This window comes from Bradyrhizobium sp. McL0615 (genome assembly GCF_049993905.1).
In the GTDB taxonomy this organism is placed as follows: Bacteria; Pseudomonadota; Alphaproteobacteria; order Rhizobiales; family Xanthobacteraceae; genus Bradyrhizobium.
Genome location: NZ_CP188254.1, coordinates 1,040,256 through 1,066,827 on the forward strand (window position 1 = coordinate 1,040,256; position 26,572 = coordinate 1,066,827).

General features: G+C 59.6%; 19 protein-coding genes, 1 tRNA gene and 1 pseudogene. 14 read left to right on the plus strand and 7 right to left on the minus strand.

The annotated features are described in order from the left end of the window. Nucleotides 1–22 precede the first annotated feature (22 nt). From ACPPVP_RS04870 to ACPPVP_RS04890, 5 genes and pseudogenes are all read right to left on the minus strand, one after another. The gene (locus ACPPVP_RS04870) at nt 23–247 is read right to left on the minus strand and encodes a hypothetical protein (RefSeq protein ID WP_426531801.1); all 225 of its coding nucleotides are present in this window, start codon (nt 245–247) and stop codon (nt 23–25) included. A 53-nt stretch (nt 248–300) separates the two neighbouring features. After that, on the minus strand, nt 301–471 hold the full coding sequence (locus ACPPVP_RS04875; RefSeq protein WP_426531803.1) for a hypothetical protein: 171 nt from the start codon (nt 469–471) through the stop codon (nt 301–303). A 210-nt stretch (nt 472–681) separates the two neighbouring features. Beyond that, nucleotides 682–866, minus strand: a pseudogene (locus ACPPVP_RS04880) (hypothetical protein); the annotation flags it as partial. A gap of 343 nt (nt 867–1,209) precedes the next feature. Then, nucleotides 1,210–6,963, minus strand: a complete 5,754-nt coding sequence (locus ACPPVP_RS04885; RefSeq protein WP_426531805.1) for a hypothetical protein — start codon at nt 6,961–6,963, stop codon at nt 1,210–1,212. 78 nt (nt 6,964–7,041) lie between these two features. Further along, the gene (locus ACPPVP_RS04890) at nt 7,042–8,883 is read right to left on the minus strand and encodes a RyR domain-containing protein (protein WP_426531807.1); all 1,842 of its coding nucleotides are present in this window, start codon (nt 8,881–8,883) and stop codon (nt 7,042–7,044) included. Nucleotides 8,884–9,337: 454 nt separating this feature from the next. On the opposite strand from ACPPVP_RS04890, the gene ACPPVP_RS04895 reads away from it, so the two are divergent. After that, on the plus strand, nt 9,338–9,754 hold the full coding sequence (locus ACPPVP_RS04895) for a hypothetical protein (RefSeq protein ID WP_426531809.1): 417 nt from the start codon (nt 9,338–9,340) through the stop codon (nt 9,752–9,754). A gap of 38 nt (nt 9,755–9,792) precedes the next feature. Here ACPPVP_RS04895 and ACPPVP_RS04900 read toward each other — a convergent pair whose 3' ends face one another. Then, nucleotides 9,793–13,893, minus strand: a complete 4,101-nt coding sequence (locus ACPPVP_RS04900; RefSeq protein WP_426531811.1) for an NF038122 family metalloprotease — start codon at nt 13,891–13,893, stop codon at nt 9,793–9,795. 285 nt (nt 13,894–14,178) lie between these two features. Then, nucleotides 14,179–14,253, minus strand: a tRNA-Thr gene (locus tag ACPPVP_RS04905). Between the two features lie 351 nt (nt 14,254–14,604). Between ACPPVP_RS04905 and ACPPVP_RS04910 the strand changes: the two genes are divergently transcribed. From ACPPVP_RS04910 to ACPPVP_RS04970, 13 genes are all read left to right on the plus strand, one after another. Continuing rightward, entirely contained in the window at nt 14,605–14,799 is a 195-nt protein-coding gene (locus tag ACPPVP_RS04910) for a hypothetical protein (protein ID WP_426537676.1), read from the plus strand. An 88-nt stretch (nt 14,800–14,887) separates the two neighbouring features. Further along, complete coding sequence (locus ACPPVP_RS04915) at nt 14,888–16,594, plus strand: FAD-dependent oxidoreductase (protein ID WP_426531813.1); 1,707 nt, start codon at nt 14,888–14,890, stop codon at nt 16,592–16,594. 15 nt (nt 16,595–16,609) lie between these two features. Next, nucleotides 16,610–16,918 (plus strand): UBP-type zinc finger domain-containing protein, encoded by a 309-nt coding sequence (locus ACPPVP_RS04920; protein WP_426531815.1) that lies wholly within the window; start codon nt 16,610–16,612, stop codon nt 16,916–16,918. Between the two features lie 31 nt (nt 16,919–16,949). Next, nucleotides 16,950–17,876, plus strand: coding sequence for an alpha/beta fold hydrolase (locus ACPPVP_RS04925; RefSeq protein WP_426531817.1), 927 nt, complete (start codon nt 16,950–16,952; stop codon nt 17,874–17,876). 183 nt (nt 17,877–18,059) lie between these two features. Further along, nucleotides 18,060–18,560: a hypothetical protein gene (locus tag ACPPVP_RS04930; RefSeq protein ID WP_426531818.1), complete on the plus strand. Its 501-nt coding sequence runs from the start codon at nt 18,060–18,062 to the stop codon at nt 18,558–18,560. Nucleotides 18,561–18,652: 92 nt separating this feature from the next. Then, nucleotides 18,653–19,477, plus strand: coding sequence for an alpha/beta fold hydrolase (locus tag ACPPVP_RS04935; protein WP_426531820.1), 825 nt, complete (start codon nt 18,653–18,655; stop codon nt 19,475–19,477). A gap of 16 nt (nt 19,478–19,493) precedes the next feature. Continuing rightward, nucleotides 19,494–20,153, plus strand: a complete 660-nt coding sequence (locus ACPPVP_RS04940; RefSeq protein ID WP_426531822.1) for an epimerase — start codon at nt 19,494–19,496, stop codon at nt 20,151–20,153. Between the two features lie 266 nt (nt 20,154–20,419). After that, nucleotides 20,420–21,709 carry a UDP-N-acetylglucosamine 1-carboxyvinyltransferase gene (gene murA, locus ACPPVP_RS04945; RefSeq protein ID WP_426531824.1) on the plus strand — a complete coding sequence of 430 codons (1,290 nt, stop codon included), beginning with the start codon at nt 20,420–20,422 and terminating at the stop codon, nt 21,707–21,709. A gap of 99 nt (nt 21,710–21,808) precedes the next feature. Continuing rightward, nucleotides 21,809–22,255, plus strand: coding sequence for a DUF2948 family protein (locus ACPPVP_RS04950; protein WP_426531826.1), 447 nt, complete (start codon nt 21,809–21,811; stop codon nt 22,253–22,255). A gap of 209 nt (nt 22,256–22,464) precedes the next feature. Further along, nucleotides 22,465–23,760 (plus strand): histidinol dehydrogenase, encoded by a 1,296-nt coding sequence (gene hisD, locus ACPPVP_RS04955; RefSeq protein WP_426531828.1) that lies wholly within the window; start codon nt 22,465–22,467, stop codon nt 23,758–23,760. Continuing rightward, nucleotides 23,757–24,260 carry a UPF0262 family protein gene (locus ACPPVP_RS04960; RefSeq protein WP_426531830.1) on the plus strand — a complete coding sequence of 168 codons (504 nt, stop codon included), beginning with the start codon at nt 23,757–23,759 and terminating at the stop codon, nt 24,258–24,260. Before hisD ends, ACPPVP_RS04960 begins: the two co-directional genes overlap by 4 nt. Nucleotides 24,261–24,317: 57 nt before the next feature. Next, nucleotides 24,318–24,782, plus strand: coding sequence for an arsenate reductase ArsC (locus ACPPVP_RS04965; protein WP_426531831.1), 465 nt, complete (start codon nt 24,318–24,320; stop codon nt 24,780–24,782). Between the two features lie 251 nt (nt 24,783–25,033). Continuing rightward, nucleotides 25,034–26,446 (plus strand): amidase, encoded by a 1,413-nt coding sequence (locus ACPPVP_RS04970; RefSeq protein WP_426531833.1) that lies wholly within the window; start codon nt 25,034–25,036, stop codon nt 26,444–26,446. Nucleotides 26,447–26,572 lie beyond the last annotated feature (126 nt).

A 26,572-nucleotide genomic window follows, 5' to 3' on the forward strand; every position in this document is an offset into this window, starting at 1 on the left:
CTAAAGCCCAAGAAACGTCGGGTCACGAGTTTCGCTTCAGACAATCGAGAATATGCGCCACCTCTTGCTGAAACCGGTCGTAAGCCTCTCGTGCCGTCATCATAGAATTTACCTCGTATTCGAAGGCCACGCCTTCCGGGTCGTTGACAGCTAACCAAGCCTCCGCGGCATCCTGGCTGTCGAAGACCTTGAGTTGGCCGCGGTCTCCGACCTGCTTAGCGGTGTTGACGTAGATCCAGACTGTCATCTGCCGCTCTCGATAGCAACGCGCTCGCTTAAGGACTAAATTCATCAGCGCAATTATTTCGAGACGGTCGGCTGACTCGGCAATTCCTTTTCCAAGAAACTGAGTGCAATGTCGATCTTCATCAGCTCGCCCTCAATTTTCTCCCGCTCCTCTGGGCCTACGGCTCGCTCTAGATGGTCCTCCAGCTGCCGCTTCCGTGTTCGGAGATTGTCGAGGGTGGTCATGGTCGAGAACCTTGCGCATGTGCCCGTCCGGCTTACGAAAGCTAGTCGTCTGCATCTCCTGCGCAACTAAACGCGAATGTTAAGCTTGATAAGTCCATTGCGGGTTAATTTCGGAACCCCGATCGGCCGTCGGTGTTCAGAAGTTAAACCAATATCCGCGTATTATCGGGTTCAAACCGACTTTGGTTTCAGGGGCACGGCCATCGTCACTCAACGCTCTTCGTCTGGATGCACCCACTTATAAGGCGTAATCGCGCGCGTCTCGGTCAGCTTGATCATCCGCACCGGCGGCGCGGACCGACCTTTCCGGCACGACCGGCACTTCAATGACGCCTCAAGTTCCAGATCGGCGTATCCCGCGGCCGGCGAATGGCATCCAACGGCAGGCTTGCCCGCTTGGTCAATCCGACTAACGGAACGATTCGATGCTCGTCGGCTTGAATCCCCGTTTTGTGGCCGCCAGGTTCAGCTCCAGCATGTCTGCTTGTGTTGAAGCGCTGAAGCAGAACCGGACGGAAGATGGCTCCGTCACACAGGTCACAGCTTGGCTATCAACGCTTTGAGAGGCAGGGCTGCGGAGTGCTTGCGAGCAAGTCGGTAATGAGAACCTACTGCAACGATGTCAGGAGGTGGGGGACCCACGCGGCGGTCGACATGGTCTGGTCCATGTAATGCCGGCGGGATACCGCGTCTTCGGCGGCCCAGACCGCCCGGGTCATCTGAACGGGAGAGAGGAAGCTACCGACACTCGCTTCTGGCGGGACTGGCCCACTCCACGAAAGGACGCACGCTGGAATATGCAGCCTCCAACATGCTCGCACGGTGTTCCGTCAGGAAGAATTTCTCACGCTCAAAATCGGACAGCGCTCGCGGAACAATCTCTTGTCCCCTTTGAATAGCCGCATCGCACGCCGGCAGCGACCAGATGGCCATCCTTCCATTTCCTGACGTTGTCCAAAGACCAGAGCTATCTTCGAGAAACGCCGCAGAATGAAATTCATCCTGAGTCTTCAATTCGGCCACCACCAGCTTCGACTTCAAGTCAATCACCTCAGCCGAATAATACTTCGCGGAGAATACGAATCTGCTGTCACGTGAGAACACCACATTCCCGCGCAGTTCGCCTTGCTGGAAAGCATCGCCGCTGTTCATAATCGAATTCGCAGAGGCGCCGGGAAAGGTAGCAATCAGGGAGCCGTCGCGAGCTTTCCAGACCCGCAGTTCGTCCTTTTGCTGAGCATTCCACTCTTCCGATTTGTCGTCGCCGGTGGACGCAATCATTTCACTGTCGGCACTAAACGCAAATGTGTAATCGCCCGAACCGGAAAGGGTCGCGATTTTTTCTCCCGTTGCCGGGTCCCACAAAATTGCGCGTCCATCGAACGCCGCTACGATTCGGCTCTTATCTGGCGCAATATAAACATGTCGAAGCTCGCCATTCTCAATGTTAAGCTCGGCGACTGGTGAATGTGAACCCCTTTCCCACACGAGGAGTCGATCTTTGAAGCTCACCAAGACTTTTGTATCAGACAGAAAGGATGCGAACATAACGTCTTCATCGCTTTCGAGAGTATCGATCAATTGGCCCGTCCCACTGTCTCTCAGCTCTGGCGCGCCAGTTGCCGACAACATCAAAATCGATCGAGCGTCGGGAGCGAACAGAGGTTCGACATATCGATTTGAGTTTGCCATCGTCAAGATTTGGGTGCCGGTATCTGCTAGCCACGTTTGCACGGTCCCATCGTCGGATTTCGTTGCGATTTGAGTTCCGCTTCGTGAGAACGTTCCACTGCGAACAACGCCGTGGTGGCCGCGGAACACAGATATCACCACCCCGGTCCCGGCGTCCCAGACCCTGGCAGTGCGATCGCCCGAAGTCGTGAGAATTCTTCTGCCGTCATCGGATACGGAGAGGGAGGTGATTGGGCCACTATGACCAGCAAGGGTGGCAATCAGCTTGCCGGAGGTCATACTGAATAATTCTGCAGTCTGTCTTCGTGGTGACCATCTCGCGAACCATTTGCTGGTCGGCCCTATAACGAAGCTATTATCACTCTCTTCCGACGATCGAATGACGGTCGGTTCGGTTGCTTTGGACAAAGTCCACAGTCGAACCGTGTTGTCAGCAGAAAGCGTCAGAATGCGACTCCCATCGGATGAAAACTCCGCCTTTTCGACCGTTGCCCCGTGGCCACGCAGCCTTGCTACTTCTGCTCCGGATACTGCATTCCAAACGGCTGCCGTTCCGTCGTCAGAGGCCGTCGAGATTGCTTTTCCGTCTGAGGAATAGGACACATCTGTGATCCCACTGTTGTGCGCGTGGACCGTCCACAGCAGACTGCCTGATTTAACGTTCCACGTTTGCAGTTCGCCGCTCGCTTCTCCCGAGGCAATAGTCCCCTCGTCCGGTGCAAATGCGACTGAGCGCGTTCCGGATTTGTTTGAAGGCCATGTTAAGAGGACTTGAGCTGTGGCCGCCGACCAAAGCGTCACCCCCCCTTCTTGGGAAACGGTAGCCACTAAGTGACCAGTAGGCGCGATTCTGGCTTGGACGATAGGATCCTTCCCCTTCAAGCTGGTGAGTGCAGATCCTGTAGTCACGTCCCATAAGCGAGCAACTCCATCATCGCTCAGCGAGAGAACCTTCTTGCCATCGGATGAGAATTCGGCCGTTCTGACCGGACCCGCATTGGCGTCATAAGTTCGTAGTGACACCTTGGAATTTAGGTCCCATATACGCAGCGTACCGTCGTCGCTTCCACTCAGCAACGTCAGTCCATCGGGCGAAAACTGCAGGGTATTGATTTGTCTCTTATGTCCCAACAGCCTCCGCGAGCCTCCGCTCGAAACATCGAAAAGCTCGATTTCCCCTCTCGATGAGCCGGTCGCTATCCATTTGCCGTCTGCCGATGTCGCGCCGAGGTTCGCCCCGCGAGAGGTTTTCCACGTTATCCGCGTGCCACTCATGTCCCAAATAGTGGATCGTCCGTCTAGCGAGACCGTATTCACCCGATCAGTACCGGGCAGGAATCCAGCGAACCTGATAGTCGACTTTGGCAGATCACCAATAACTCTTCGATCTACGCTCTCCAGACGCCATACCCTGCTGGTTCCGTCAGACGAACTCGCCAAGACAAAGTTGCCGTCAGGAGAAAATTCAGCTGTGGTGACGGGTCGGTGAAACGGCGCAAGCTTGTAGAACTCCTTGCTGAGGTCCCACTTTTTCCAAACCTTCACAGTCCCGTCGGCGGACGCTGTGAGGATCAAGTCTCCGTTGGGTGAGAATTTTGCAGCCGTAACCTTATTGGTGTGCGGCCTGCTGACCGACGGTGGTTTCAGTGTCCTCGATGCGCGATCGACATCCCAAAGAGCCATCGTGCCATCATATGATGCTGTCAATGCCGAATCTCCGTTCGGCGAAAATGCTATCGCTACCACGGACCCGTTGTGGGCCTTAGCAAATTCATCTCTTTCGATCTCAGGTTTCCCGATCCAGTCCCAAACTTCGACCTCTCCTCTTTCGTGTCCAGCTACAACCCTGCTGTCGTCTGGAAAAAAGGCGATTGAGGTAACTGCGCCTAAAGAAGGCTGCGTGTTATTCAGATCTTTTCCGAGTCTTGCGACAAGCGAACCTGTCTTCGTGTCATACACGCCAGCGACGCTCCTGAGGGACCCTGCGGCCAGGTGACTCCCGTCCGCTGAAAAAGTCAGGCTAAGGATGTTATCTATGCCCCTGCGACGAGAAACGAGCCCCTCGAGAGTCACAGTTTTCCGTCCGGTTCGAGCGTCCCAAATGGATATAAAGGAATCAAATCCGGTGAGTGCGACGAAATGGCTATCGGGTGAAAATTTGGCCGTTGTGATCCGATTGTAGAATGGGCGGTCCCCTTGGTCGTCGAGTATCCAAAGCAATTTTCCGCTCTCACCTGACCAGATCCGTACCGTTCCGTCTTCCGAGGAGGTCAGTAGCAGTTTGCCGTCGGGTGAAAAGGCAGCTCCGGTAACTGGTTTTTTGTGGCCGACCAACTCGCTGAGCAACTTGCCATCGGCGGTCCTCCAAATCCGCGCCGTGTCGTCTTTCGACCCTGTGACGATACGCGTGCCGTCCGGTGAGAACGCGGAAGTTAGGACGTCTTGCGTGTGCTCCTGAAGCACAATGGTCTCTCTCTCATTAGAAATGGCGCGACGAAGAGCAGCCATAGCTTGAGCTAGCAGAGGTCGGTTCGGAGAAGAGGCCTTCTTGGGCAATGCCTCAAGCGCCAAAAGGATACCCAGTGTAGAGTCGCCGTCAGAATTTGCGGCTAGAGAATCTCGGGCGAGGAAAAGTGATTGCGAGGTGAGCGCAGAATCACGCTGGCCCTGAGCGACCCACAACGCACCCAGGGCAGTCCCGGACAAACCCAGCAGAATGAGCACGACGACGCTCACCAACGCTCGCCTTACCCGCGCAGCTGCCGTGGCAGCGGAGTTTGACTGGTCGATAAACAGGCGCACATCGCTCGTAAGTTCCGCGCCGAAATTTTTGACTAACACATTCGCTTCAGCGAGCTCGAGTTCGGAGGAAATCAGCCTGGCTTTAATTCGACCCTGCTGGTTCCACCGCCTGAACGACGACTCGACTTCCGCCCGGATGCGAAAAAATTCCCTATTCTTCACAACCGCGTCGCTTGCGCGAGGCCAGCTTGCGATTACCGCGTCGTGAGCTAACCGCACAGTTGGTCTTCCGGTCGCATCGAAGCGCGCTGTCACAATCCGAGCGTCAATGAGAGCCTCGAGCAGAGCTTCCTCAGATGAATCACTAGAGATTTCAGCCTTAAGCACTTCACGAAGAGTGAACGCCGTCGCATCCCTGCCAGGCTCCACAAGACGGCGCATCAGCCGAGGGAGAGACACTTGGATTCGCGGTGATAGATCGGAAACCGCCTTCTCGGCTACCTTTGCGATTGCGCCACTCAAGCCGCCAAGAACTTCGTACTCCGAATGAGTCAGCTGAACTATATGGTTCGAGCGGATGCCTCGTTCATACAAGAGCTGCAGTGTAAATTGCAGGAGAGGTAAACTGTCTGTGCCTTTCGCTTCAGTGATTAGACGTTCGTCAAGGCCAATGCCCTTCGGATCCACCTCGAAGGCCAGTCCCGCTGCCTTGGCCGGCTGACGGATGACGTCGACGAGCTCAGTTGCTCCCGGCGGCTCAAGATCGAAAGTCGAACCTGCGTCCTTCAACTTCTTCAAAGCCGGTTCGCGGAGAATAGCCTCATAAACGTCGGCCCGGAGCGTGGCGATACACCAGACGGACCGACTCTCGACGAGCTCAGCCAAGCAACAAGCAAATATTGCGCGTTCCTCCTCGTCCACCGTGCGAGCAAAAAGCTCTTCGAGCTGATCAACCAGTAGTATTAACGCACCCTTCTGGCGATTTTCGCTGCTACGCTTTCTCAGTTCACCCTCTTCTGCCCGCTCTAGCGCGCGCAGCAAAGGCTGAGCGATCATTGTCCGTGCATGACGGAAGTGACTCGCCAGCAAATCCGGAGTGTTGAAGTCACCATTGCGAAGCTCGGGGAGCGCATCCGCAGAAAACAAGGAGCTTGCAAGGGCCGCGATCGGCCGGGCTCCCATCTCGCTCGGCTTGAGCCGGGCTATTCGCCAGAATCCGATCCCGGGAACGATCCCAGGAATTACAAGTCGAGGGATGAGCCCCGCGCGTGCCAGTGAGGATTTTCCGGCCCCGCTTGCCCCCACAATCAGCAGAAAGGGCGCTCCGTGCTCGTAGGCGGCAACAAGACGACGACGCCCCTCATCGATCACCCGCTCGCGTCCAAAGAAGACCGCAGAATGTTCAGCTTCAAAAGGTGAGAGCCCACGGAAAGGAGATCCTTTCTCCGGTGGCCAAGCTAGCCAGTTGTCACGGACATTGTGGTTTGCGAGCCATTGACGAAGAAGTTTCTCCAGTTTGATTTCGAAGTCATCGGCCGTGCCAAAGGTCTGAAATGCCGCTCGGAACTCGCCGGTTTCACTTTCAAACCACTCGCTCCAGAAGGCTTCAAGCGCGTCAAGTTGCGCTTGCGCAACGCGCCGGCGAGCAGAATCTGCGGCAGGCAATGCGAGATCTGAAGTCTTTCGGAAAACATAGACGTCGGGAATTCCGGTCTGTCGTGAAGCTTGGAGCGCGGTGAGCAATTCATAGACCGTCCCTGACGGGTAGGATGCCCCGTTCGGCATCTGCCCGAAAGCGACCGGCAGCTCAGTACCAAGGCGGCTCCAGAAAATCGAAACGACCACGTCGCAGGCGTTCGGTCCCTCTATCTGGGCCTGGAATGTTGCGTCTGCCTTATAGAAGTTGTCTTCCCAGAGGATAGTCTCGAACTGTGCGATTCTTCGATATTCAGCATTCAATTTGGAAGTTACTGCCTGTACTCGCCCCCTTTCCGGGGCGACATCGCTCGGTGAGGATACGAACAGGCGAATGACCTTAATCTCACCGTTGGTGCTCACCGCTGCTCCCTCCCCTTCCAACTATGAGCTGCACCATTGAAGCAGCTCGCACTACGGTAATTGTTGCATGGATGTCAATTAACGAACAAGCGGGCGACGGGTACCAAGAGATCTCAGGAGTGCGGAAACCTGTTCAAAGTCCTTCCTCACTTCCGCCGGCGATTTCCTTAGCTGCTCCCAGGGGATGAGCAGCGGATGATGTCGCTTCTGATCATCACGCGATGGGCCATACGACCACCCGTCCAGCTTCCGCTCTATCATCCATCGTTCGTGTTCGACGCGCGACAATTCCGCAGCGAATTCGGAGTTTGAGGCCTTTTGCAAAACCGCGGCCAATGCGTCAGGATTCAGGTTTGGTAGCTCGCCAGGAGCCCACTCACGAACCTCAACCCCTAAGCTCCAAAGCAGAGCAGGTATTTGGTCGGCCGCGCGGATGTTTGCTCTACGGAGAGAATCCGGCAGCATCTCCCACGTGGCTGCCGATTGATGCGACGGCGTCGCCCTCCGATAATTCTCGTGAGATGCGCGGGCCAGATCTTCACGGCCGTCAAGGTCGAGAATGTCGTTCACAAGCATTTCAATGGGGGCTTGCATTGCGACGATTTCGTCCTGTTCAGACAACGATAGTGGGACGAACGATCGCTCTGTGCCCGACGGCCGTTGATAGTAAAATATAGGCCCTCTAAGATCTCCAGTTCGTTCCTGGTAGCGTCTCAACAAGAGCGCCGCTCGCAAGCTCTCAGACTCACTGTTAAAGGCAACATAGATCGCGGTGACGCCACTGCCGGCTTCCGATCGGAACAGGCTCTCCATACCAGCCGTGTTTTCGAGGGTCGACGAAAGGTCAATGTCGATATCGAATTGAACGAATCGGATCGGAAGCTGTTCTATAACTCCGGGCCTTCGCGCCCTGAATTCCTGTTCGCGCCGTGCCGCATCACGATCAAGAATGGTCACCAGGGGAACGTCCAGCGAAACTCCTATTGAGGTCAGCAGGACCTGATCAACAAGTCGCTCTGCCAAATCGTTTGCGCCAAGTATAACAGCGTGCACTCTGCGTTGGTTGCGCTGGCTTGCAAGAACGAAGAGCGGATAGCGTGCCAATGTGTAACGGGCGACAGTTCGATACTCGTCAAACTGCATCGGGCGGATTTTTCTAGTCATATTGGCTTTGCCGGGGACTGATCCAGTGTAACGCTCGACAAACTCCAGAAACTGTTCGGATAGCACTTGGTCTTCCACCTTGAGGGCCAAGCGGCTTTCATTTGGCGAACTTGGTCGATCTTTCGTATCTGGCTCTTGAATTACGTTCAATCCAAGAAGCATTCCCTGTCCAAACGCGAGCGTTGCCGCATCAGTCTCCAGGTCCACAACTATCAGTCTGGCTCGATGCGATCTGGTGGCGGAAATGACATCCGAGGCGTCGAAACCGATGGGCAGGCTCGTGGGTGAACGCTCGCCATTAACAGGCCCCACCTGAACAACACGGTTTCCGTTCGAACGAAACCGGCTGGCAAGACGAGACGCTAAGGGAGTGTCCCCAACAACAATAACGTGCTCGGTCCAGACATACTTCGTCCTGAACCTCAGCAGGCGCTCGCGTGAAAATACGAAGGCGAAGGCAATGACGCCGGCGAACGTAGTCAGCGAGCCAAAGAACGCCGAGAGATTTACGAACCAATTGCTCTGCTCGGTAATGGACTTGTAGTCGGTCGACAGGTTGAAGGACGATAGGGTAAGCACAACGATTTTGACAGCCGATAGAAGCGGGTCCTTTCTGTCGAAAGAGACGGTGCTCCATCCGACCAGCCCCAAGATTATCGTCACGACGACCGGGATCGCAATCAGCAAAGAATAGGATGCGGCGGCGCGACGTGCCTCCCGATTGGGCGCGTCATACTTCTTCCTGAGGTTGTTCATCTCGTGTCGAGCCTCTCGCCCTGCAGAAGAGAGACTACCGCTGCTCCCCCCTATGTTCTCCCAAGTATAAGAATGTCGTCTGTACGACCGCAAGGACTCCTGGCCGTAGCGGCTGGTTGTGCATAAGATTGGCTAGCCGCCGCGCAACGCGTGCAGCTCGCGGGCGATGACGATGGCCTGGCGCGACAGCGGCACCTAGTGCTGCCGCTTCATCTTCATGGTCGCGGCGGCCGCCGTCACTGCAAATTGCCAAGGGGAGGGCGATATCGGCGGCTTGGAATAGGCAGGTTTCGGGTTTACCCTTCGCGTGCAAGCGCTATTGAAGCGTTTAGCGCGCTCACCACCCGAACGGCCTTAAGAACGCAGAAATGTCGAATATCAGGCTTTTCAAACCGAAAGCCCGGTCGGAATTGATCTGGCGCAATATCGGCTCGCCCAACGTGCCGGCAACTAATTGGACCACCTTCTCCAGCGTGTTGACCCGTGGGCTGCAATGATTATTAAGTCGTGGGCTTTAACAGTCGCCGTTCTTGCAGCCGCGCAGTTTACGAACTTGAGCGCCAACGCCGACACGGTGAATGTCCATGGTGAGTTTAACTTCGGCCGACAAGGACCGGCATTTTGGGCTGATGCGGTGCTCTTCGATTTGCCTACCGGTTTTACGAACGCCACATTCACAATTAACAGCTATTTCGCAGATGACAGCTCGGTCGCCTTTTTAAACCAAGGGGAGTTGACCAGCACTGGGATTGGCGGACCTGGCATGGGGGCCTTTACTTTTGATGGCGTGACATCGCAACCATACAATTTTCTCAACGAAAACGCGTTCACATCCTTCACGACCCTGTTTCGCTTTTTGCCCGCGCGGTAGACCCATGCAGAATGCTGCATGTGACAGTACTTGCTCGTCTAGAAGAAATGAAAATTGCTCTGTTGCGCCAGGAGTTGCGCCGTGGTGGTATGCTGAATTGTGAGGGTGTCATGCAGAGCATCCGTAACGACTGCATTGCCCGATAGATCGTCGTGAGTGGCTGCGATCAGCGCGTCGATATCTGCAAGCACTGATTTGCCGAAGTAAATGTTGTCTGATACAGGATCGAAGTTTGTGATGATTAGCTGCCCAAAGTTTGGATTGAATACAAATCCATCGTGCCCAGACATCGTTACGACGACGGGCTGACTTGAAAGCGACGGCGGCCCGGACGTATAAACAGTCGTTCCCCCGAAGCCGTCGTTAGCAAAATGGAAATTTTCTGGCGAGTACTGACCCGAAAATTCTAGTTTTGCTGTAATGGTGCCGTCGCCCACGATCAGCACGCCCGTCGTGCTATCGAAGCTCGAATAGAGGGAATTCGAATTGATGCCCTTAAGATCTATCTGATCCGACCCGCTAACTGTGCCATCACCTCTGAATCCGATAATCGGTCCATTGAGCATCGGCGGGTCGAGAATCGGTATTCTACTGTCGAATGAATACGATCGCGTGAGAACGAGATCCGCTTGGGGGGAGGCCAGGGCTGTAGCAGAAGGAATTCCGACGGTCCCGTCACCGTTGAGGTCCTGATTGAAGGTGGTCTCGTATTGTTCAAGGACGGTGCTGTTCGCCGCGACGCCGGAAAAAATGTCATTGATGTAGTTGCCGTTGCTGTCGACGCTCGAGACGGCATAGACCCCGGTGGGAAACTTCCAGGCGATGTCATAGCCGCCGGAAACATGGACAGCGCCGATCAGGGTCCAGCTTCCAAATTCGCCACTATAGAGCGGTGTGCCATTGTATTTTAGTTCGGGCCCTGTCCCTCCGCTAACCGGGTTCAGGAAGTAATTGGTTCCGACCTGAATTAGGCTGGTCGTCCCATCGTTGTGGATGACGGTTGTCGGAATTCCGACGGTGCCGTCACCGTTGAGGTCCTGGTTGAAGGTGGTCTCGTATTGTTCAAGGATGGTGCTGTTCGCCGCGACGCCGGAAAAAATGTCATTGATGTAGTTGCCGTTGCTGTCGACGCTCGAGACGGCATAGATTCCAGTGGGAAACTTCCAGGCGATGTCGTAGCCGCCGGAAACTTGAACTGCGCCGATTAGCGTCCAGCTTCCAAACTCGCCGGTGTAGACGGGCGCGCCGTTATATTTGAATTCGGGGCCAGTGACGCCGCTACCAACGGCATTGAAGAAATAGTTGTTTCCGACTTGGACCAGGCTAGTCGTGCCGTCGTTGTGGATGACGATTGTCGGAATTCCGACGGTCCCGTCACCGTTGAGGTCCTGATTGAAGGTGGTCTCGTATTGTTCAAGGACGGTGCTGTTCGCCGGGACGCCGGAAAAAATGTCATTGATGTAGTTGCCGTTGCTGTCGACGCTCGAGACGGCATAGACCCCGGTAGGAAACTTCCAGGCGATGTCGTAGCCGCCGGAAACTTGAACTGCGCCGATCAGCGTCCAGCTGCCGAATTCGCCGCTGTATAGCGGCGCGCCGTTGTATTTTAGCTCGGGGCCAATCCCCCCTCCAACGGGGTTCAAGAAGTAATTGGTTCCGACCTGAATTAGGCTGGTCGTCCCATCGTTGTGGATGACGGTTGTCGGAATTCCGACGGTACCGTCACCGTTGAGGTCCTGGTTGAAGGTGGTCTCGTATTGTTCAAGGATGGTGCTGTTCGCCGCGACGCCGGAAAAAATGTCATTGATGTAGTTGCCGTTGCTGTCGACGCTCGAGACGGCATAGATTCCAGTGGGAAACTTCCAGGCGATGTCGTAGCCGCCGGAAACTTGAACTGCGCCGATTAGCGTCCAGCTTCCAAACTCGCCGGTGTAGACGGGCGCGCCGTTATATTTGAATTCGGGGCCAGTGACGCCGCTACCAACGGCATTGAAGAAATAGTTGTTTCCGACTTGGACCAGGCTAGTCGTGCCGTCGTTGTGGATGACGATTGTCGGAATTCCGACGGTCCCGTCACCGTTGAGGTCCTGATTGAAGGTGGTCTCGTATTGTTCAAGGACGGTGCTGTTCGCCGGGACGCCGGAAAAAATGTCATTGATGTAGTTGCCGTTGCTGTCGACGCTCGAGACGGCATAGACCCCGGTAGGAAACTTCCAGGCGATGTCGTAGCCGCCGGAAACTTGAACTGCGCCGATCAGCGTCCAGCTGCCGAATTCGCCGCTGTATAGCGGCGCGCCGTTGTATTTTAGCTCGGGGCCAATCCCCCCTCCAACGGGGTTCAAGAAGTAATTGGTTCCGATCAGAACCAGGCTAGTCGTAAGGTCCGTTTGGACCACGACAGGCGTCGGCCCCCTGACGGTAAAGGTGTGCCAACCACTCCAGAGCATTCCATCGTTGACGCGGAGTTGAAGCGTGTCTGTAGCGCCGACACTCTGATAAGTGAGCTGTGAAAGCTGTGCGGAGCTTACGTCGATTTCCTGGTTGTTGGCCTGCGCGACGCCATTGAGCAGGAAGTAACCTGTCCCCGAATTGATGAAGCCGTATGTGACGAGACTGTCAGCGTCGGGGTCGTAGGCTACACACAACGAAGAAGCCGCAACCATTGAGACGTTCGCATTCAAGACCACATTTGAAGTGATCGCCACCGGCGCTCGCTCGATCGCGATTTGCGAGGTATTATAGAAAGTGCTGCTGCCGTCGTTAACGCTCCAGGTGACGGTGCGAACCGGATGGCTGCCCATGGAGACGTCGGTGCCTGTGTCTTGGTAAGAGATTTGGCCGAGCAGTGCGTCGTAGGTGGCGATCGAAGCGTTCCCCGACAGCGTAAGCGTATCAGCGCTGACGTTCCAACTTGCCGTTACACCGGTGGCGACGACTCCGTTCTGGGTCCCGTTCACTGAGAGCAGGTCGCCCACAATGGCGCCGCCGCTCGCGTTGGTGATCTTGATGGTTGCGCTCGAAAGGGTTGTGCTCGTACCGGCGATGGTCGGCTGGGTGCTCAGGAGTTTGACCGCGCTACCTCCCTGAATCGCCTGCGATGATGTGCCGGTAACGAAGATGGCCTTCGAGGCCGTATGAAAACCGAGTGCGTCGAGGATCTGTTTGTCGACTGTCGTGAGACTTTGCAGCGTGCCGCCGCCGTAATACTCGTTGAATGGATCGGTGGATCCTTGCACGCCGCTGTTCAGAAAATCGCTTGGGTCGGAGTATTGGCCGAAATCGGCGAGGTTCGTTGATCCGCCGTCGAGCGAGAAATAGGCCGGCGCGGCTGTGCTACTTCCGTCAAATAGCCGGACACCGGGGCTTGTGAAGCGAAACAGGTCGAAGATGTCGGGCGACGAACTGTAGGGAGACCCGTAGGGGACGCGGCCCATCGCATGCGTTAATTCGTGGAGTGCGACGCCGACGAGCAGATTGGAATTGATGTCGGTTGCAAAAGTTGCGCTGCCGTCGTCCGTCGTGGTGTCGGTCGCCCCCAGCACACCCCAAAGCTTTAACTGGGCGTTCCAAACCGCGACATTGGTCTGTCCCTGGATCGACGTACCGCTCGGCAGCGCGTTGAACGCCGTGTCACCAGCCGTCGCATGATTGATCAGGTTGCTCCTAACGAAAGAATAGGACTCATAGAGCCCTGCATCTGGGCCCGCTGCCGCGCCGCCCCCCGTGCCGCTGTAGTCGATCTTGATATTGACAGTGATCTGGTCCGAAATCGCCGCCGTCAGCAGTGACGCAGCCTGCTGGATGCCGGCCCGAAAACTCGCGGGCGCAGCCATCGCTGCGGCGTCGAACAACAGGTTGATGGTGATGCCGCCGGTCGTCATGGAGGTGACCGTGGTGGGGCCGCTTTGAGCGCCCAAAGCTTCTACGGCTTCGCTGACGAGGGCCGGGGTGTACGGCACCTCTACCGGTGCGTCTAGGCTTGATGCAGGCTCTGCGCTGGCACCGATCGCTGATAGGAGCCACGCTTGGCTCGGGGAGGGCGTAAAGTGCCAGGCTTGGCCCAAGGCCTCTCCAAAAGCGTCGAAAAAATTCGAGCCGTCGGCTGAGTCGAACGGATCACTAAGGAGACGTGGCTTCATTCGGGTCTCCAGCTCCTGACATCCGCTAGCGTGAACCGTGGCCGTCACAATCGTCGGGAGGAAGGCAGCCACAGCTATGGCCGACCTTCGTCATCATCTTTTTGGAGGGTTAAATTGTCGTTTAGCGATTTGGAGCCTGAACGCTATGGCGTGTTTAGCTCGGGCCTATGCTGCCGCCCTGAGGCGAACAAGCGCAGTGTGGTTACGCGGTGGTTCCATAAAGTGCCCGCGGAATAAAGCCGCGTAAATCGAGTATGAAAGATACAATGATTTCAGTAGGATGGGTGGTGCTGCCAGACAGGATTGAACTGTCGACCTCTCCATTACCAATGGAGTGCTCTACCACTGAGCTACGGCAGCATGCCCGGTATTGAGGGGAATCGGCCCAAATGGCCGCCCACTAGGCGGCCGGTTCTTGCCACATGGGCCCCTCTCGCGCAAGCGCGCGGGCAGGCCGGAAAGGACCCAAAATCGTCAAAAAGCGGCGCTTGTTGCCGGCAAGCTTCTTCAAAATCGGCCAAACCCCGGGGCCGACGCGGTTCCCAACCATCCTTGGTCCGTATTCGAACCGCCGAATCATGACTTCGCACGGCCTTGCGGCGGCACGGGTCATTGCGGCAAGGGGCGTCGAAACCCACTATGCTTTGACGACAGTGCTGCGGGCGGCGTGGTGCCCGGCTCAACCAAGGCATATTCGGCGGACGGACGATGATGAAGGGCGATCAAGGCAAGCACGCGGAAAAGAGCGACGCGGATATGAAGGATTCACGACGGGACCGGCTGAAGCTGGCGCTGCGCGAAAATCTCAAGCGACGAAAGTCGCAGGCCCGTGGGCGCAGCGATGCCGATGCATCTTCCGAAGACGCCGACGCGTCCCTAGATGACGCCAGCGGAGAAAAGCCGTAGCCAGTAGCGTAGAGGGAAACCTCCATCGCTCGCCGGATGGCATGGCGCGCTCCTTGCAAGGTTTCTGTTTCTTTTTTAGGCGGGTACAATGAGTGCAGACATCACGGCCGGTCCGGCGACCGGCGCGACTTCCATCGCGTTTCCCCGTCACGAGCAGACGTTCCCGACGCTGACCCCTCACGAAATCGAGCGCATGCGCCGGTTCGGGGAGCTGCGAAGCTACAGCGACGGCGATGCCTTGTTCGAGACCGGCAAGGTGGGTCCCGGCATGTTCGTCGTGCTCACGGGCCATGTCGCCATCACCCAGCGCGACGGCCTCGGCCATGTCACTCCCGTCATCGACCAGGGCCCGGGACAATTTCTCGCCGAGATCGGCCAGCTTTCCAGCCGCGTTGCGCTGGTCGACGGCCATGCCGAGGGTAAGGTCGAAACGCTGTTGATTCCGCCGGACCAATTGCGCGCGCTTCTGGTCGCGGAAGCCGAACTCGGCGAGCGCATCATGCGCGCGCTGATCCTGCGCCGGGTCAACCTGATTCAGGGCGGCGTCGGTGGTCCGGTGCTGATCGGGCCTGGCTCGCTCGGCGACACGGCGCGGCTGCAGAATTTCCTGGTGCGCAACGGCCAGCCGCACCACGTGCTCGATCCCGCCACCGACAAGGACGCCGCCGATCTGGTCGCGCGCTACTCGCCCTCGCGCGCCGATCTGCCGCTGGTGGTGTGCCCCGACGGCACCGTGCTGCGCAATCCGTCGGAGACGGAGCTGGCGCTGGCGGTGGGGATGATCACCAACCAGGCGCATGTGAAGCTCTACGACGTGGCCGTCGTCGGGAGCGGCCCCGCCGGCCTCGCCACCGCGGTCTATGCCGCGTCCGAAGGATTGTCGGTCGCGGTGTTCGATGCGCGGGCCTTCGGCGGCCAGGCCGGCGCCAGCGCGCGCATTGAAAACTATCTGGGATTTCCGACCGGGATTTCAGGGCAGGCGCTCACCGGCCGCGCCTACAATCAGGCGCAGAAATTCGGCGCGGACATGCTGATTCCGGTTTGTGTCAGGTCGCTGGATTGTTCGCATCGCGACGGCGTGTTTGCGCTGGCGACCGAATGCGGGCAGTCGTTGCGTGCGAAATCCATCGTGGTGGCGAGCGGGGCGCGTTACCGGCGGCCCGAGATCGAGAATCTCGAGAAATTTGAAGGCCGCGGGGTCTGGTATTGGGCCTCACCGATCGAGGCCAAGCTCTGCGTGGGCCAGGACGTCGTATTGGTCGGCGGCGGCAATTCGGCAGGCCAGGCCGCGGTGTTTCTGTCCGGCCACGCGCGCAAGGTCTACATGATTATCCGCGGCGGCGGGCTGGGGGCCAGCATGTCGCGTTATCTGATCGAGCGGATCGAGGCGGCGCCCAATATCGAACTGATCTTCAACGCCGAAGTGCTTGCAGTCCAGGGCAGCGAGGATGGCTCGCTCGAACGCGTGCGCTGGAAGAGCCGGCTGGCGTCTGAACAGCACCATTTCGATGCCCGCAACCTGTTTCTGTTCGTCGGCGCCGACCCGGCGACCCATTGGCTGAACGGCTGCGGCGTGACGCTCGACCGCGCGGGCTTCGTGGTGACGGGCGCGCAATCCGAGCAAAATCTCGGCCGCCCGGTGCCGCCGCTGGAAACCTCGGTGCCCGGGGTGTTCGCGGTCGGCGACGTACGCGCCGGCTCGGTCAAGCGCGTCGGCGGCGCGATCGGCGAGGGCGCGCAGGTGGTGGCCGCACTGCACGGCTATCTGGCCGATGCCATGAAACCGTCGCTCTAGGGAAGGGATGCAACGATGTCCAAGGGCTGCAGCCATATCGCCGGCATTCAAACGGTGACGCCGAGCGCGCTCGGCTGCGAGGAGTGCCTGAAAAGCGGAAGCGAGTGGCTGCATTTGCGGATCTGCCGCACCTGCGGCCATGTCGGCTGTTGCGACGATTCACCGAACAAGCATGCCACCGCGCACTTCCATGCCACCGGCCATCCAGTGATCGAAGGTTACGATCCGCCGGAGGGTTGGGGTTGGTGCTATGTCGACAATGTGCTGTTCGATCTCTCGAACCGAAAAACTCCACACAACGGACCGATACCGCGCTACTACTGATCCTCTTTCAACGAAGAATGAGGAATCTCACATGCAATGTGTGCCGAGAACGTTACGCGCCATCGCTTCCGTCACGTGGATGGCGCTATCGGTCGCATTGATCCCTTCGAGCGGTGCGTTCGCAGAGTCGCCGCAGAGCAAATTTGCCGACGTCAACGGCGTCAAGCTGCACTATCTGGTTGCCGGCAAGGGCGATCCCGTCGTGCTGCTGCATGGTTTTGCCGAAACCAGCCATATGTGGCGGCCGCTGATCGCCAAACTTTCCGACAAGCACACCGTGATCGCACCTGATCTGCGCGGCTTCGGCCAGTCATCGACGCCGGAGGGCGGATACACCAAGAAGGCGATGGCGCAAGACATCCACGCTTTGGTGAAAAGCCTCAAATACGACCGTATCCGGCTGGTGGGTCATGATATCGGACTGATGGTGGCCTACGCCTATGCGGCGCAATACCCGGGCGAAGTCGACCGGATCGTGCTGATGGAAGCGTTCCTGCCCGGCGTTGGCGAATGGAATAACGTCTTTCTGCTGCGCGACCTCTGGCACTTCCACTTTTTCGGCAAGACGCCGCTGGCGCTGGTCACCGGCCGCGAGCGCATCTATCTCGAACATTTCTGGAACGATTTTGCCGCCGATGCCACGAAATCCGTCTCCGAGGCCGATCGTCAATTCTATGCCAAGGAGTATGCCAGGCCCGGCCACATGAAGGCGGGGATGGAAGTTTTTCGTGCATTTCCGCAAGACGCCGTCGAGTTTGCAGGCTTTGCTAAGACAAAGTTGTCGATGCCGATGCTGGTGCTGTCGGGCGAGAAGGCCGGCGGTCCATTCCTGATCGAGCAAGGAAAAATGGTCGCGACCAATGTTGAGGGTATGCTGGTGCAGGGGCGCGGACATTGGCTGATGGAAGAGGCGCCCGATCAGGTGATTCCCAAACTGGTCGAATTTCTCAATCGTTAAAACTCGAACGAAGCACTGCCTCCATTTGTGACGGCGGTGCAAATATTTCGTGCATCAAACAACTTTCGTTGATGTGTCTTCATTCACTCACATGCCTACATTGCCGACGCAGTACGCGATGCGTGTGGAAATTTTCCATGACGCATCGTAGTCTTTAGAAAGTTTCCAACGAAGGGGCCTATCATGATTTTGGGTATGAGTTTGGCGACGTTTGTTCTTGTGCATGTCGTCATCAGTTTGATCGCAATTGTGGCGGGCCTGATCGTGATGTTCGGAATGCTCGGCTCGAAATCTCAGCCGGGGCTAACCGCGATCTTCCTGGTGTTCACGATCCTGACCAACGCCACCGGCTTTCTGATTCCGCCGCTGGTGTCCGAGAAGCTGTTGCCGTCGCACATCATCGGCATTCTGTCGCTGGTACTGCTGGCGATTGCCTGCATCGCGCTCTACGTCATGAAGCTGGCTGGGCCGTGGCGCTGGATCTATGTGCTGACGGCGCTGCTGTCGCTTTACTTCAACGTGTTCGTGCTCGTCATCCAGAGTTTCCTCAAGATACCGGCGCTGACGACGCTGGCGCCGGGCAATCCGCCCTCCGGGCCGGTATTCGCGGTGGCGCAGGGCATCGTGCTGGTGTTTTTCGTCCTCATGATCATCGGCGTATGGCGGCGCTTCCGCCCGGCGTGACCGAACGCGACTGAATCTTGGCTGCGGCTCGGTGAGCGTCTGTTCGCCGAGCCGTGCGCCGTTGATTGCAACTGAAGAAGAGGAGAATTCCCATGCCCACCATCACGACAAAGGACGGCGTCGAGATCTTCTACAAGGATTGGGGCAAGGGGCAGCCGATCGTGTTCAGCCATGGCTGGCCGTTGTCGGCTGACGACTGGGACACCCAGATGATCTTCTTCGCCAATAACGGCTTCCGGGTCATCGCCCATGACCGCCGCGGCCACGGGCGTTCCAGCCAGGTCAGCGACGGCCATGACATGGACCATTACGCCGACGACCTCGCGGCGGTGACGGCGCATCTCGACCTGAAGAACGCGGTTCATGTCGGCCATTCCACCGGCGGCGGCGAGGTGGTGCACTATATCGCCCGCCATGGCGAGAGCCGGGTGGCGAAGGCCGCGATCCTCAGCGCCGTGCCGCCGCTGATGGTGCAGACGGCGGCCAATCCGGGCGGCCTCCCCAAGGAAGTCTTTGACGGACTTCAGGCGCAGCTCGCGGCCAGCCGCACGCAATTCTATCGCGATCTCCCGGCAGGCCCGTTCTACGGCTACAACCGGCCGGGTGCCAAGCCGTCGGAGGCCGTGATCCAGAACTGGTGGCGTCAGGGCATGATGGGCGGCGCGAAAGCGCATTACGATGGCATCGTCGCCTTCTCGCAGACCGATTTCACCGAAGACTTCAAGAAGATTACCGTGCCGGTGCTGGTGATGCATGGCGACGACGACCAGATCGTGCCTTATGCCGACTCGGCGCCGTTGTCGGCGAAGCTTTTGAAGAACGGCACGCTGAAAACCTACAAGGGCTTTCCGCACGGCATGCCGACCACGGAAGCGGCTACCATCAATGCCGACCTGCTCGCGTTCATCAAGGGATGAGCGGAGTCATCCTGACATGAAAGTCATCCTGTTCGGCGCCACCGGCATGGTCGGGCAGGGTGTCCTGCGCGAATGCCTCGTCGATGCCGGCGTCACGGAAGTACTGGCGGTCGGGCGCGGCCCGACCGGGGTGCAGAACGCCAAGCTGCGTGAAATCCTGCACGACGATTTCACTGATTTCGCGAAGATCGAATCCCGGTTGGCAGGATATGACGCCTGCCTCTTCTGCCTCGGCGTCTCCTCGATCGGCATGGACCCGGAGCGCTACCGGCATCTCACCTACGACGTCACCATGGCGGCGGCGAAAACATTGGCGCGGCTCAACCCCGGCATGGTGTTCACCTATGTCACCGGCAAGGGCACCGACTCAACCGAGCAAGGCTCGCTCCGATGGGCACGGGTCAAGGGCAAGACCGAGAACGATCTTTTGAAACTGCCGTTCAAGGCGGCCTACATGTTTCGGCCTTCCGGCATCCAGCCGCTGCACGGCGTCCGGTCGAAGACCGGCTGGATCAACGTGGTCTACGCCGTCACCGCGCCGCTGCTGTCCTGGATGGTGCGAGCCACGCCGAACCACATGACGACCAGCGAGCAACTCGGCCGCGCCATGATCAAGGTGGCGCGCGATGGCTATCCGAAGCCGATCCTGGAGAGTTCGGACATCAACGCAGTCTGAGTGTCACGGCACTGTCGACCGTCATTCCGGGGCAGCCCGCAGGGCTGAACTTTGATGTGCAATTGCACATCAAAGAATCCATTTCGCGGCTGAGTGCGCGGCACAATGGATTCTCAGATGTGCAATTGCACATCGTAGCTGGCGCTTCGCGCGCCCCGGAATGACGGCGGTGATTGACAGCGCACCCCATCAAATCGCCGCAAATGTCACGGCTTCTGCCGTTGACGCACAGGCTTCATAAATTGTGCGTCGCAAGGGGGGGTGGCATGGACCGCATTCGTATTGTCGGCGGCAGCAAGCTCAACGGCACCATCGCCATTTCCGGCGCGAAAAACGCCGCGCTGCCCCTGATGATCGCCGCGCTCCTGACCGAGGAAACCCTCATCCTCGACAACGTGCCGCGCCTTGCCGATGTCGCGCAGTTACAGCGTATCCTCGGCAACCATGGCGTCGACATCACCTCGGTTGGCAAGCGCTCCGGCGACCGCGCCTATCAGGGCCAGACCCTGCACATCTCGGCGGCCGACATCATCGACACCACCGCACCTTACGACCTGGTGTCGCGGATGCGCGCCAGCTTCTGGGTGATCGCACCGCTCCTGGCGCGGATGCACGAGGCAAAAGTCTCCCTGCCGGGTGGCTGCGCCATCGGCACGCGGCCGGTCGATCTCCTGATCATGGCGCTGGAAAAGCTCGGCGCTGAGCTCACCATCGACGGCGGCTATGTGGTGGCGAAGGCGCCCGGTGGCCTGCGCGGCGCCGAAATCGATTTCCCCAAGGTGACGGTGAGCGGCACCCATGTCGCCCTGATGGCGGCGACGCTGGCGAAGGGCGCGACCGTTATCACCAACGCCGCCTGCGAACCCGAGATCGCCGACGTTGCCGATTGCCTGAACAAGATGGGTGCGCGCATCACCGGCGCCGGTACGCCGCGGATCGTGGTCGAGGGCGTCGCGAAGCTGCACGGCGCGCGGCATACCGTGCTGCCCGATCGGATCGAGACCGGCACCTATGCGATGGCGGTCGCCATGACCGGCGGCGACGTGCAGCTTTCCGGCGCGCGTCCCGAACTGCTGCAGTCGGCGCTCGACGTGCTGGCTCAGGCCGGCGCCGACATCACCGTCAACAATGACGGCATCCGGGTTATCAGGAACGGCGCCGGGCTCCGGCCGGTGACGGTGTCGACCGCGCCGTTCCCGGGCTTCCCGACCGACCTGCAGGCGCAATTGATGGCGCTGATGGCCTGCGCCGGCGGTTCCTCGCAGATCACCGAGACGATTTTTGAGAACCGTTTCATGCATGTGCAGGAACTTGCGCGGTTCGGGGCGCGTATATCCCTGGACGGCGAGACCGCGACCATCGACGGCACCGCAAAACTGCGCGGCGCGCCCGTGATGGCGACAGACCTGCGCGCCTCGGTGTCGCTGGTCATCGCGGGACTTGCCGCCGAGGGTGAAACCATGGTCAACCGTATCTATCACCTGGACCGCGGTTTCGAACGGCTTGAGGAAAAACTCTCAGGCTGCGGTGCGTCGATCCAGCGCATCAGCGACTAGCGCGCGTATCCCGCAAAAGCATGTCCTCGGACTTGATCCGTGGATGGGTACCGGTTTTGCGATTATGATACGCGCAAATTAAAGGTAAGGACTTTTGGGATGCCGGCGCCCGACCCGCTCAAATTGATTGCGCTCGACGCCGACGATCTCGCGGTCATATCGGCCCATGTGCAGGACGCCCGGGTGCAGGCCTCCGACATCGTCTGGCGACAGGACGAAAAGCGGCTGGTGGTCGGCATCGACCGGCTGGACTGGGAGCAGACGCTGTCGGGCGGAACCGAGCCGCGGCGTTCGATCGCGGCGCTGCGCTTCGACCGCGTGCTGGCCTGCAAGTCGCGCAACATCGATCTGGATCAGCCCGAGGCGGTGCTGGAACTGGTCGGGATCGAATTCCATCCGGGCGAAGCCCCCGGCGGCAGTGCGCTTTTGCTGTTCAGCCATGGCGAGGCGCTGCGGCTGGACGTCGAATGCCTGGAATGCGAGCTGACCGACCTCGGTACCGACGACCTCGGCACCAGCGACCTGGCTATCGCGCCGGAGGGGTGAAGGGCTCGTCATTCCGGGGCGATGCGCAGTGCCGTAGGGTGGGCAAAGGCGCGTTTGCGCCGTGCCCACCATCTTCGGCCGCCCGCGGGATGGTGGGCTCGCTGCGCTCAGCCCACCCTACGGGTCCTATTTCCGGGCAGACATGGGTTGACGGCCCTTGGCCGCCGCGCCATTGAGCAGGGGCCTTCGCTGTCTCTCAGAAAGCCACCATGCCCGTTCGCCTGGATACCAGCAGCGCCGATTTTGGTCCGCTATTCAAGCAATTCCTTGCCGCCAAGCGCGAGGTCTCGGCCGATGTCGAGCGCGCCACCCGCGCCATTGTCGATGACGTGGCCGCGCGCGGCGACGCCGCCCTGATCGAGGCGACGAAGAAATTCGACCGGCTCGAGGTCGCAGCCTCCGGCCTGCGCGTGACCCCGGCCGAAATCGATGCCGCCGTGAAGGCCTGCGACGCGACCACCCTCGAGGCCCTGAAATTCGCCCGCGACCGGATCGAATTGTTCCACCGGCGGCAATTGCCGAAGGACGAGCGCTTCACCGATGCGCTGGGTGTCGAGCTCGGCTGGCGCTGGAGCGCGGTCGAGGCGGTCGGCCTCTATGTGCCCGGCGGCACCGCCGCCTATCCGTCCTCGGTGCTGATGAATGCGGTGCCGGCGCGCGTTGCCGGCGTGCCGCGGGTTGTCATGGTGGTGCCGTCGCCCGACGGCAAGCTCAACCCGCTGGTGCTGGCGGCAGCCCAGCTTGGCGGCGTCTCCGAGATCTATCGCGTCGGCGGCGCGCAAGCGGTGGCGGCGCTGGCGTATGGTACGGCCACCATCGCGCCGGTGGCGAAAATCGTAGGCCCCGGCAACGCCTATGTCGCCGCCGCCAAGCGGCAGGTGTTCGGCAAGGTCGGCATCGACATGATCGCCGGCCCCTCGGAAGTGCTCGTCATCGCCGACGACACCGGCAATGCCGGCTGGATCGCCGCCGATCTGCTGGCACAGGCCGAGCACGATGCGAGCGCGCAGTCGATCCTGATCACCGACAGTGCAGCCCTGGCCGCCGACGTCGCGCGTGCAGTGGAATCGCAACTGGCGACGCTGCCCCGCGCCGACATCGCGCGGGCCTCGTGGAACGATTTCGGCGCTATCATCATGGTCAAAAAACTCGACGAGGCGGTGGAGCTCGCGAACGCCATCGCCGCCGAGCATCTGGAAATCATGACCGCGGATGCGGAAGCGCTGTCGGCAAAAGTCCGCAACGCCGGCGCGATCTTTCTTGGGCCCCATACGCCGGAAGCGATCGGCGATTATGTCGGCGGCTCCAACCATGTGCTGCCGACGGCGCGTTCGGCGCGGTTTTCGTCGGGGCTCGGTGTGCTAGACTTCATGAAGCGCACCTCGATTCTCAAATGTGGGCCGGACCAGTTGCGCGCGCTGGGGCCTGCCGCGATGACCTTGGGCAAGGCCGAGGGTTTGGACGCTCATTCACGCTCGATCGGATTGCGCCTCAATTTGCCATGAACAAGCCGCCACCAGACGATGACCAGCACAACCGCATCGTCGCGGTGACGCTCGACGAGGAATCGATCGGGCGTTCCGGGCCCGACATCGAGCATGAGCGCGCGATCGCGATCTACGACCTGATCGAGCAGAATTTGTTCGCGCCGGAAGGGGCGGGCGAGGGCCCGTTCACGTTGCATCTGGCGATAACCGGCAACCGGCTGATGTTCGACATCCGTCGCGAGGACGGCACGCCCGTCGTGGCGCATTTGCTGTCGCTGACGCCGTTCCGGCGGATCGTGAAGGACTATTTCATGATCTGCGACAGCTACTACCAGGCGATCCGCACCGCCACCACCGACAAGATCGAGGCGATCGACATGGGCCGCCGCGGCATCCATGACGAAGGCTCGCGCACGCTGCAGGAACGGCTGAACGGCAAGGTAAGAATCGATTTCGAAACCTCGCGCCGGCTGTTCACGCTGATCTGTGTCCTGCACTGGAAGGGGCAGGACGGATGAGTGGTATAGAGGGATCTTTCGAAGAGGTCTCGCCTCAAACAAGAGAAGCCTGACCGCATGGATGCGCCCCGCGCGCGCAATCCGCAGGCCGTGCTGTTCGCATGCGGTTTCAACAGCGTGCGTTCGCCGATGGCCGAGAGCCTGCTGCGGCAGATGTTCCCGCAGGCGCTCTATGTGAAATCCGCCGGCGTCAGGAAGGCTGAACTTGATCCGTTTGCGGTCTCGGTGATGGCTGAACTCGGCCAGGATATTTCGGGCCACAAGCCGATGACGTTCGAGGAGCTCGAGGATTGGGAGGGGCTCAATTTCGATCTCATCATCACGCTGTCACCCGAGGCGCATCACAAGGCACTGGAGCTGACACACACGCTCGCGGCCGATGTCGAATATTGGCCGACGCCTGATCCCACCGGCACGGAAGGCAGCCGTGAGCAGAAGCTGCAGGCCTATCGCGAGGTCTGCGACGGACTCATGATGCGCATCCGCCGCCGCTTTGCCAAGGCAGGCGCGGCGAGCGGCTGACCGCATGCCGTAGCGGCTCAACCGATCGATGCAACCCAGGCGTTAAATCTCTCCACGGAGGTTTCAAATTGGACATCTCACGTGGTCGTTCGTTGAAGCTGACGCGCCACTTTGTTCAGCCTCAAGATAAAGTGTTGCGTCGACCGGTTGAGACCGCTCCTCGATAACGGGCAGGTGCGATACTACATTCGACCGGCGGGTGGGGGCGCCTGCGCGCGATTTCGTTCGCGCATTTCATGTTGGAGTAAGCGATGAGCGAGATCTGGCAACTTCCGGCCACTGAGCTGGCGCAGCGCATTGCACGCCGGCAACTGAGTTCGGTTGAAGTGGTGGATGCCCATCTGGCGCGTATCGATGCAGTGAACCCTGCGCTGAATGCCGTGGTGCGCGTGCTGGCCGACGAGGCCCGCGCGGCGGCCGTCAAGGCCGACCAGAAGCTGGCGGCCGGCGAGACCATTGGCCCGCTGCACGGCGTGCCTTTCACGGTGAAGGAAAACATCGACATGGCCGGCCTGCCCACCACCTGGGGCGTGCACGCGCTGGCCCAGGCGGTGGTGCCGGTGGATGCGCCGGTCGTCGAACGCATGCGCGCCGCCGGCGCCATCCCGATCGCGCGCACCAATCTGCCTGACATGGCGCTGCGCGTGCACACCGACAGTTCGCTGCACGGCCTGACGCGAAATCCCTGGCATCCCGGCCGCACCGCGGGCGGCTCGAGCGGCGGCGAGGCTGCGGCGCTGGCCAGCGGCATGAGCCCGATCGGCCTTGGCAACGACATCGGCGGCTCGCTGCGGAATCCGGCCAATGCCTGCGGCATCGCTTCCATCCGTCCCTCCGCCGGCCGCGTGCCCGATGCGGGTTATGTTCCGGCCGAAGACCGCTTGCTGGCGGTTCAACTGATGAACGTGCAGGGGCCGATGGCCCGCCGCGTCGCGGATGTGCGCCTCGGACTGCAGGTATTGATGGGCGCACATCCGCGCGATCCCTGGTCGATCGATGCCCCGTTCGAGGGCCGGGCGTTGACGCGGCCGGTTCGCGTGGCTGTGCTGTCCGAGCCGCCCGGCGGCGGCACCGATCCAAAGGTGGCGGCTGTGGTGCGACATGCCGCGCAGGCGCTGACGGATGCCGGTTATGTCGTCGAGGAAGCCTGCCCGCCGCGCTACGAGGACGCGGTCGGCTGCTGGCGCCGCCTGATCATGGGTGATTTCGGCTCGGTGCTGGCGTTGTTGTCCCCGATGATGGGCGCTGACGCGATGGCCTTCCTGAATAACTTCAATGAAGGCATACCGCCGTTGGCCGACGCCGCGGCATGGTCGCTATTGATGGCCGAACGCGACGGCATCGCGCGCGCGTGGTCGACCTTCATGGCCGACCGGCCGCTGCTGCTGTCGCCAACCTGGACGCAATTGCCGTTCGAGCACGGTTTTGATTCGGCGAGCCTGGCCGGAGCGGAGGCGACCAAGGAGCTGATGCGTCCGGTGGTCCCGGCCAACCTGCTCGGCCTGCCTTCGGCCTGCGTGCCGGCGGGGCGTGACGAGGCGACAGGGTTGCCGATCGGCGTGCTGATCACCGGGCAGCGGCTGCGCGACGATTTGTGCCTGGAAGCGGCTGAGGCCATCGAGGCCCGCCTGGGCATAGCTACGCCGATTGATCCGGTGCGCTGAGGGCGCCCGCTGGCTAGCGGCGTGACAAACACTCGCTGTCGTTCCTGCGAAAGCAGGAACCCCGAGCGTGAGCGCAATTGCGCTCATCGCGGCGCCGCGGCCGAGCGATTTAAGGCAGTGCCAGTC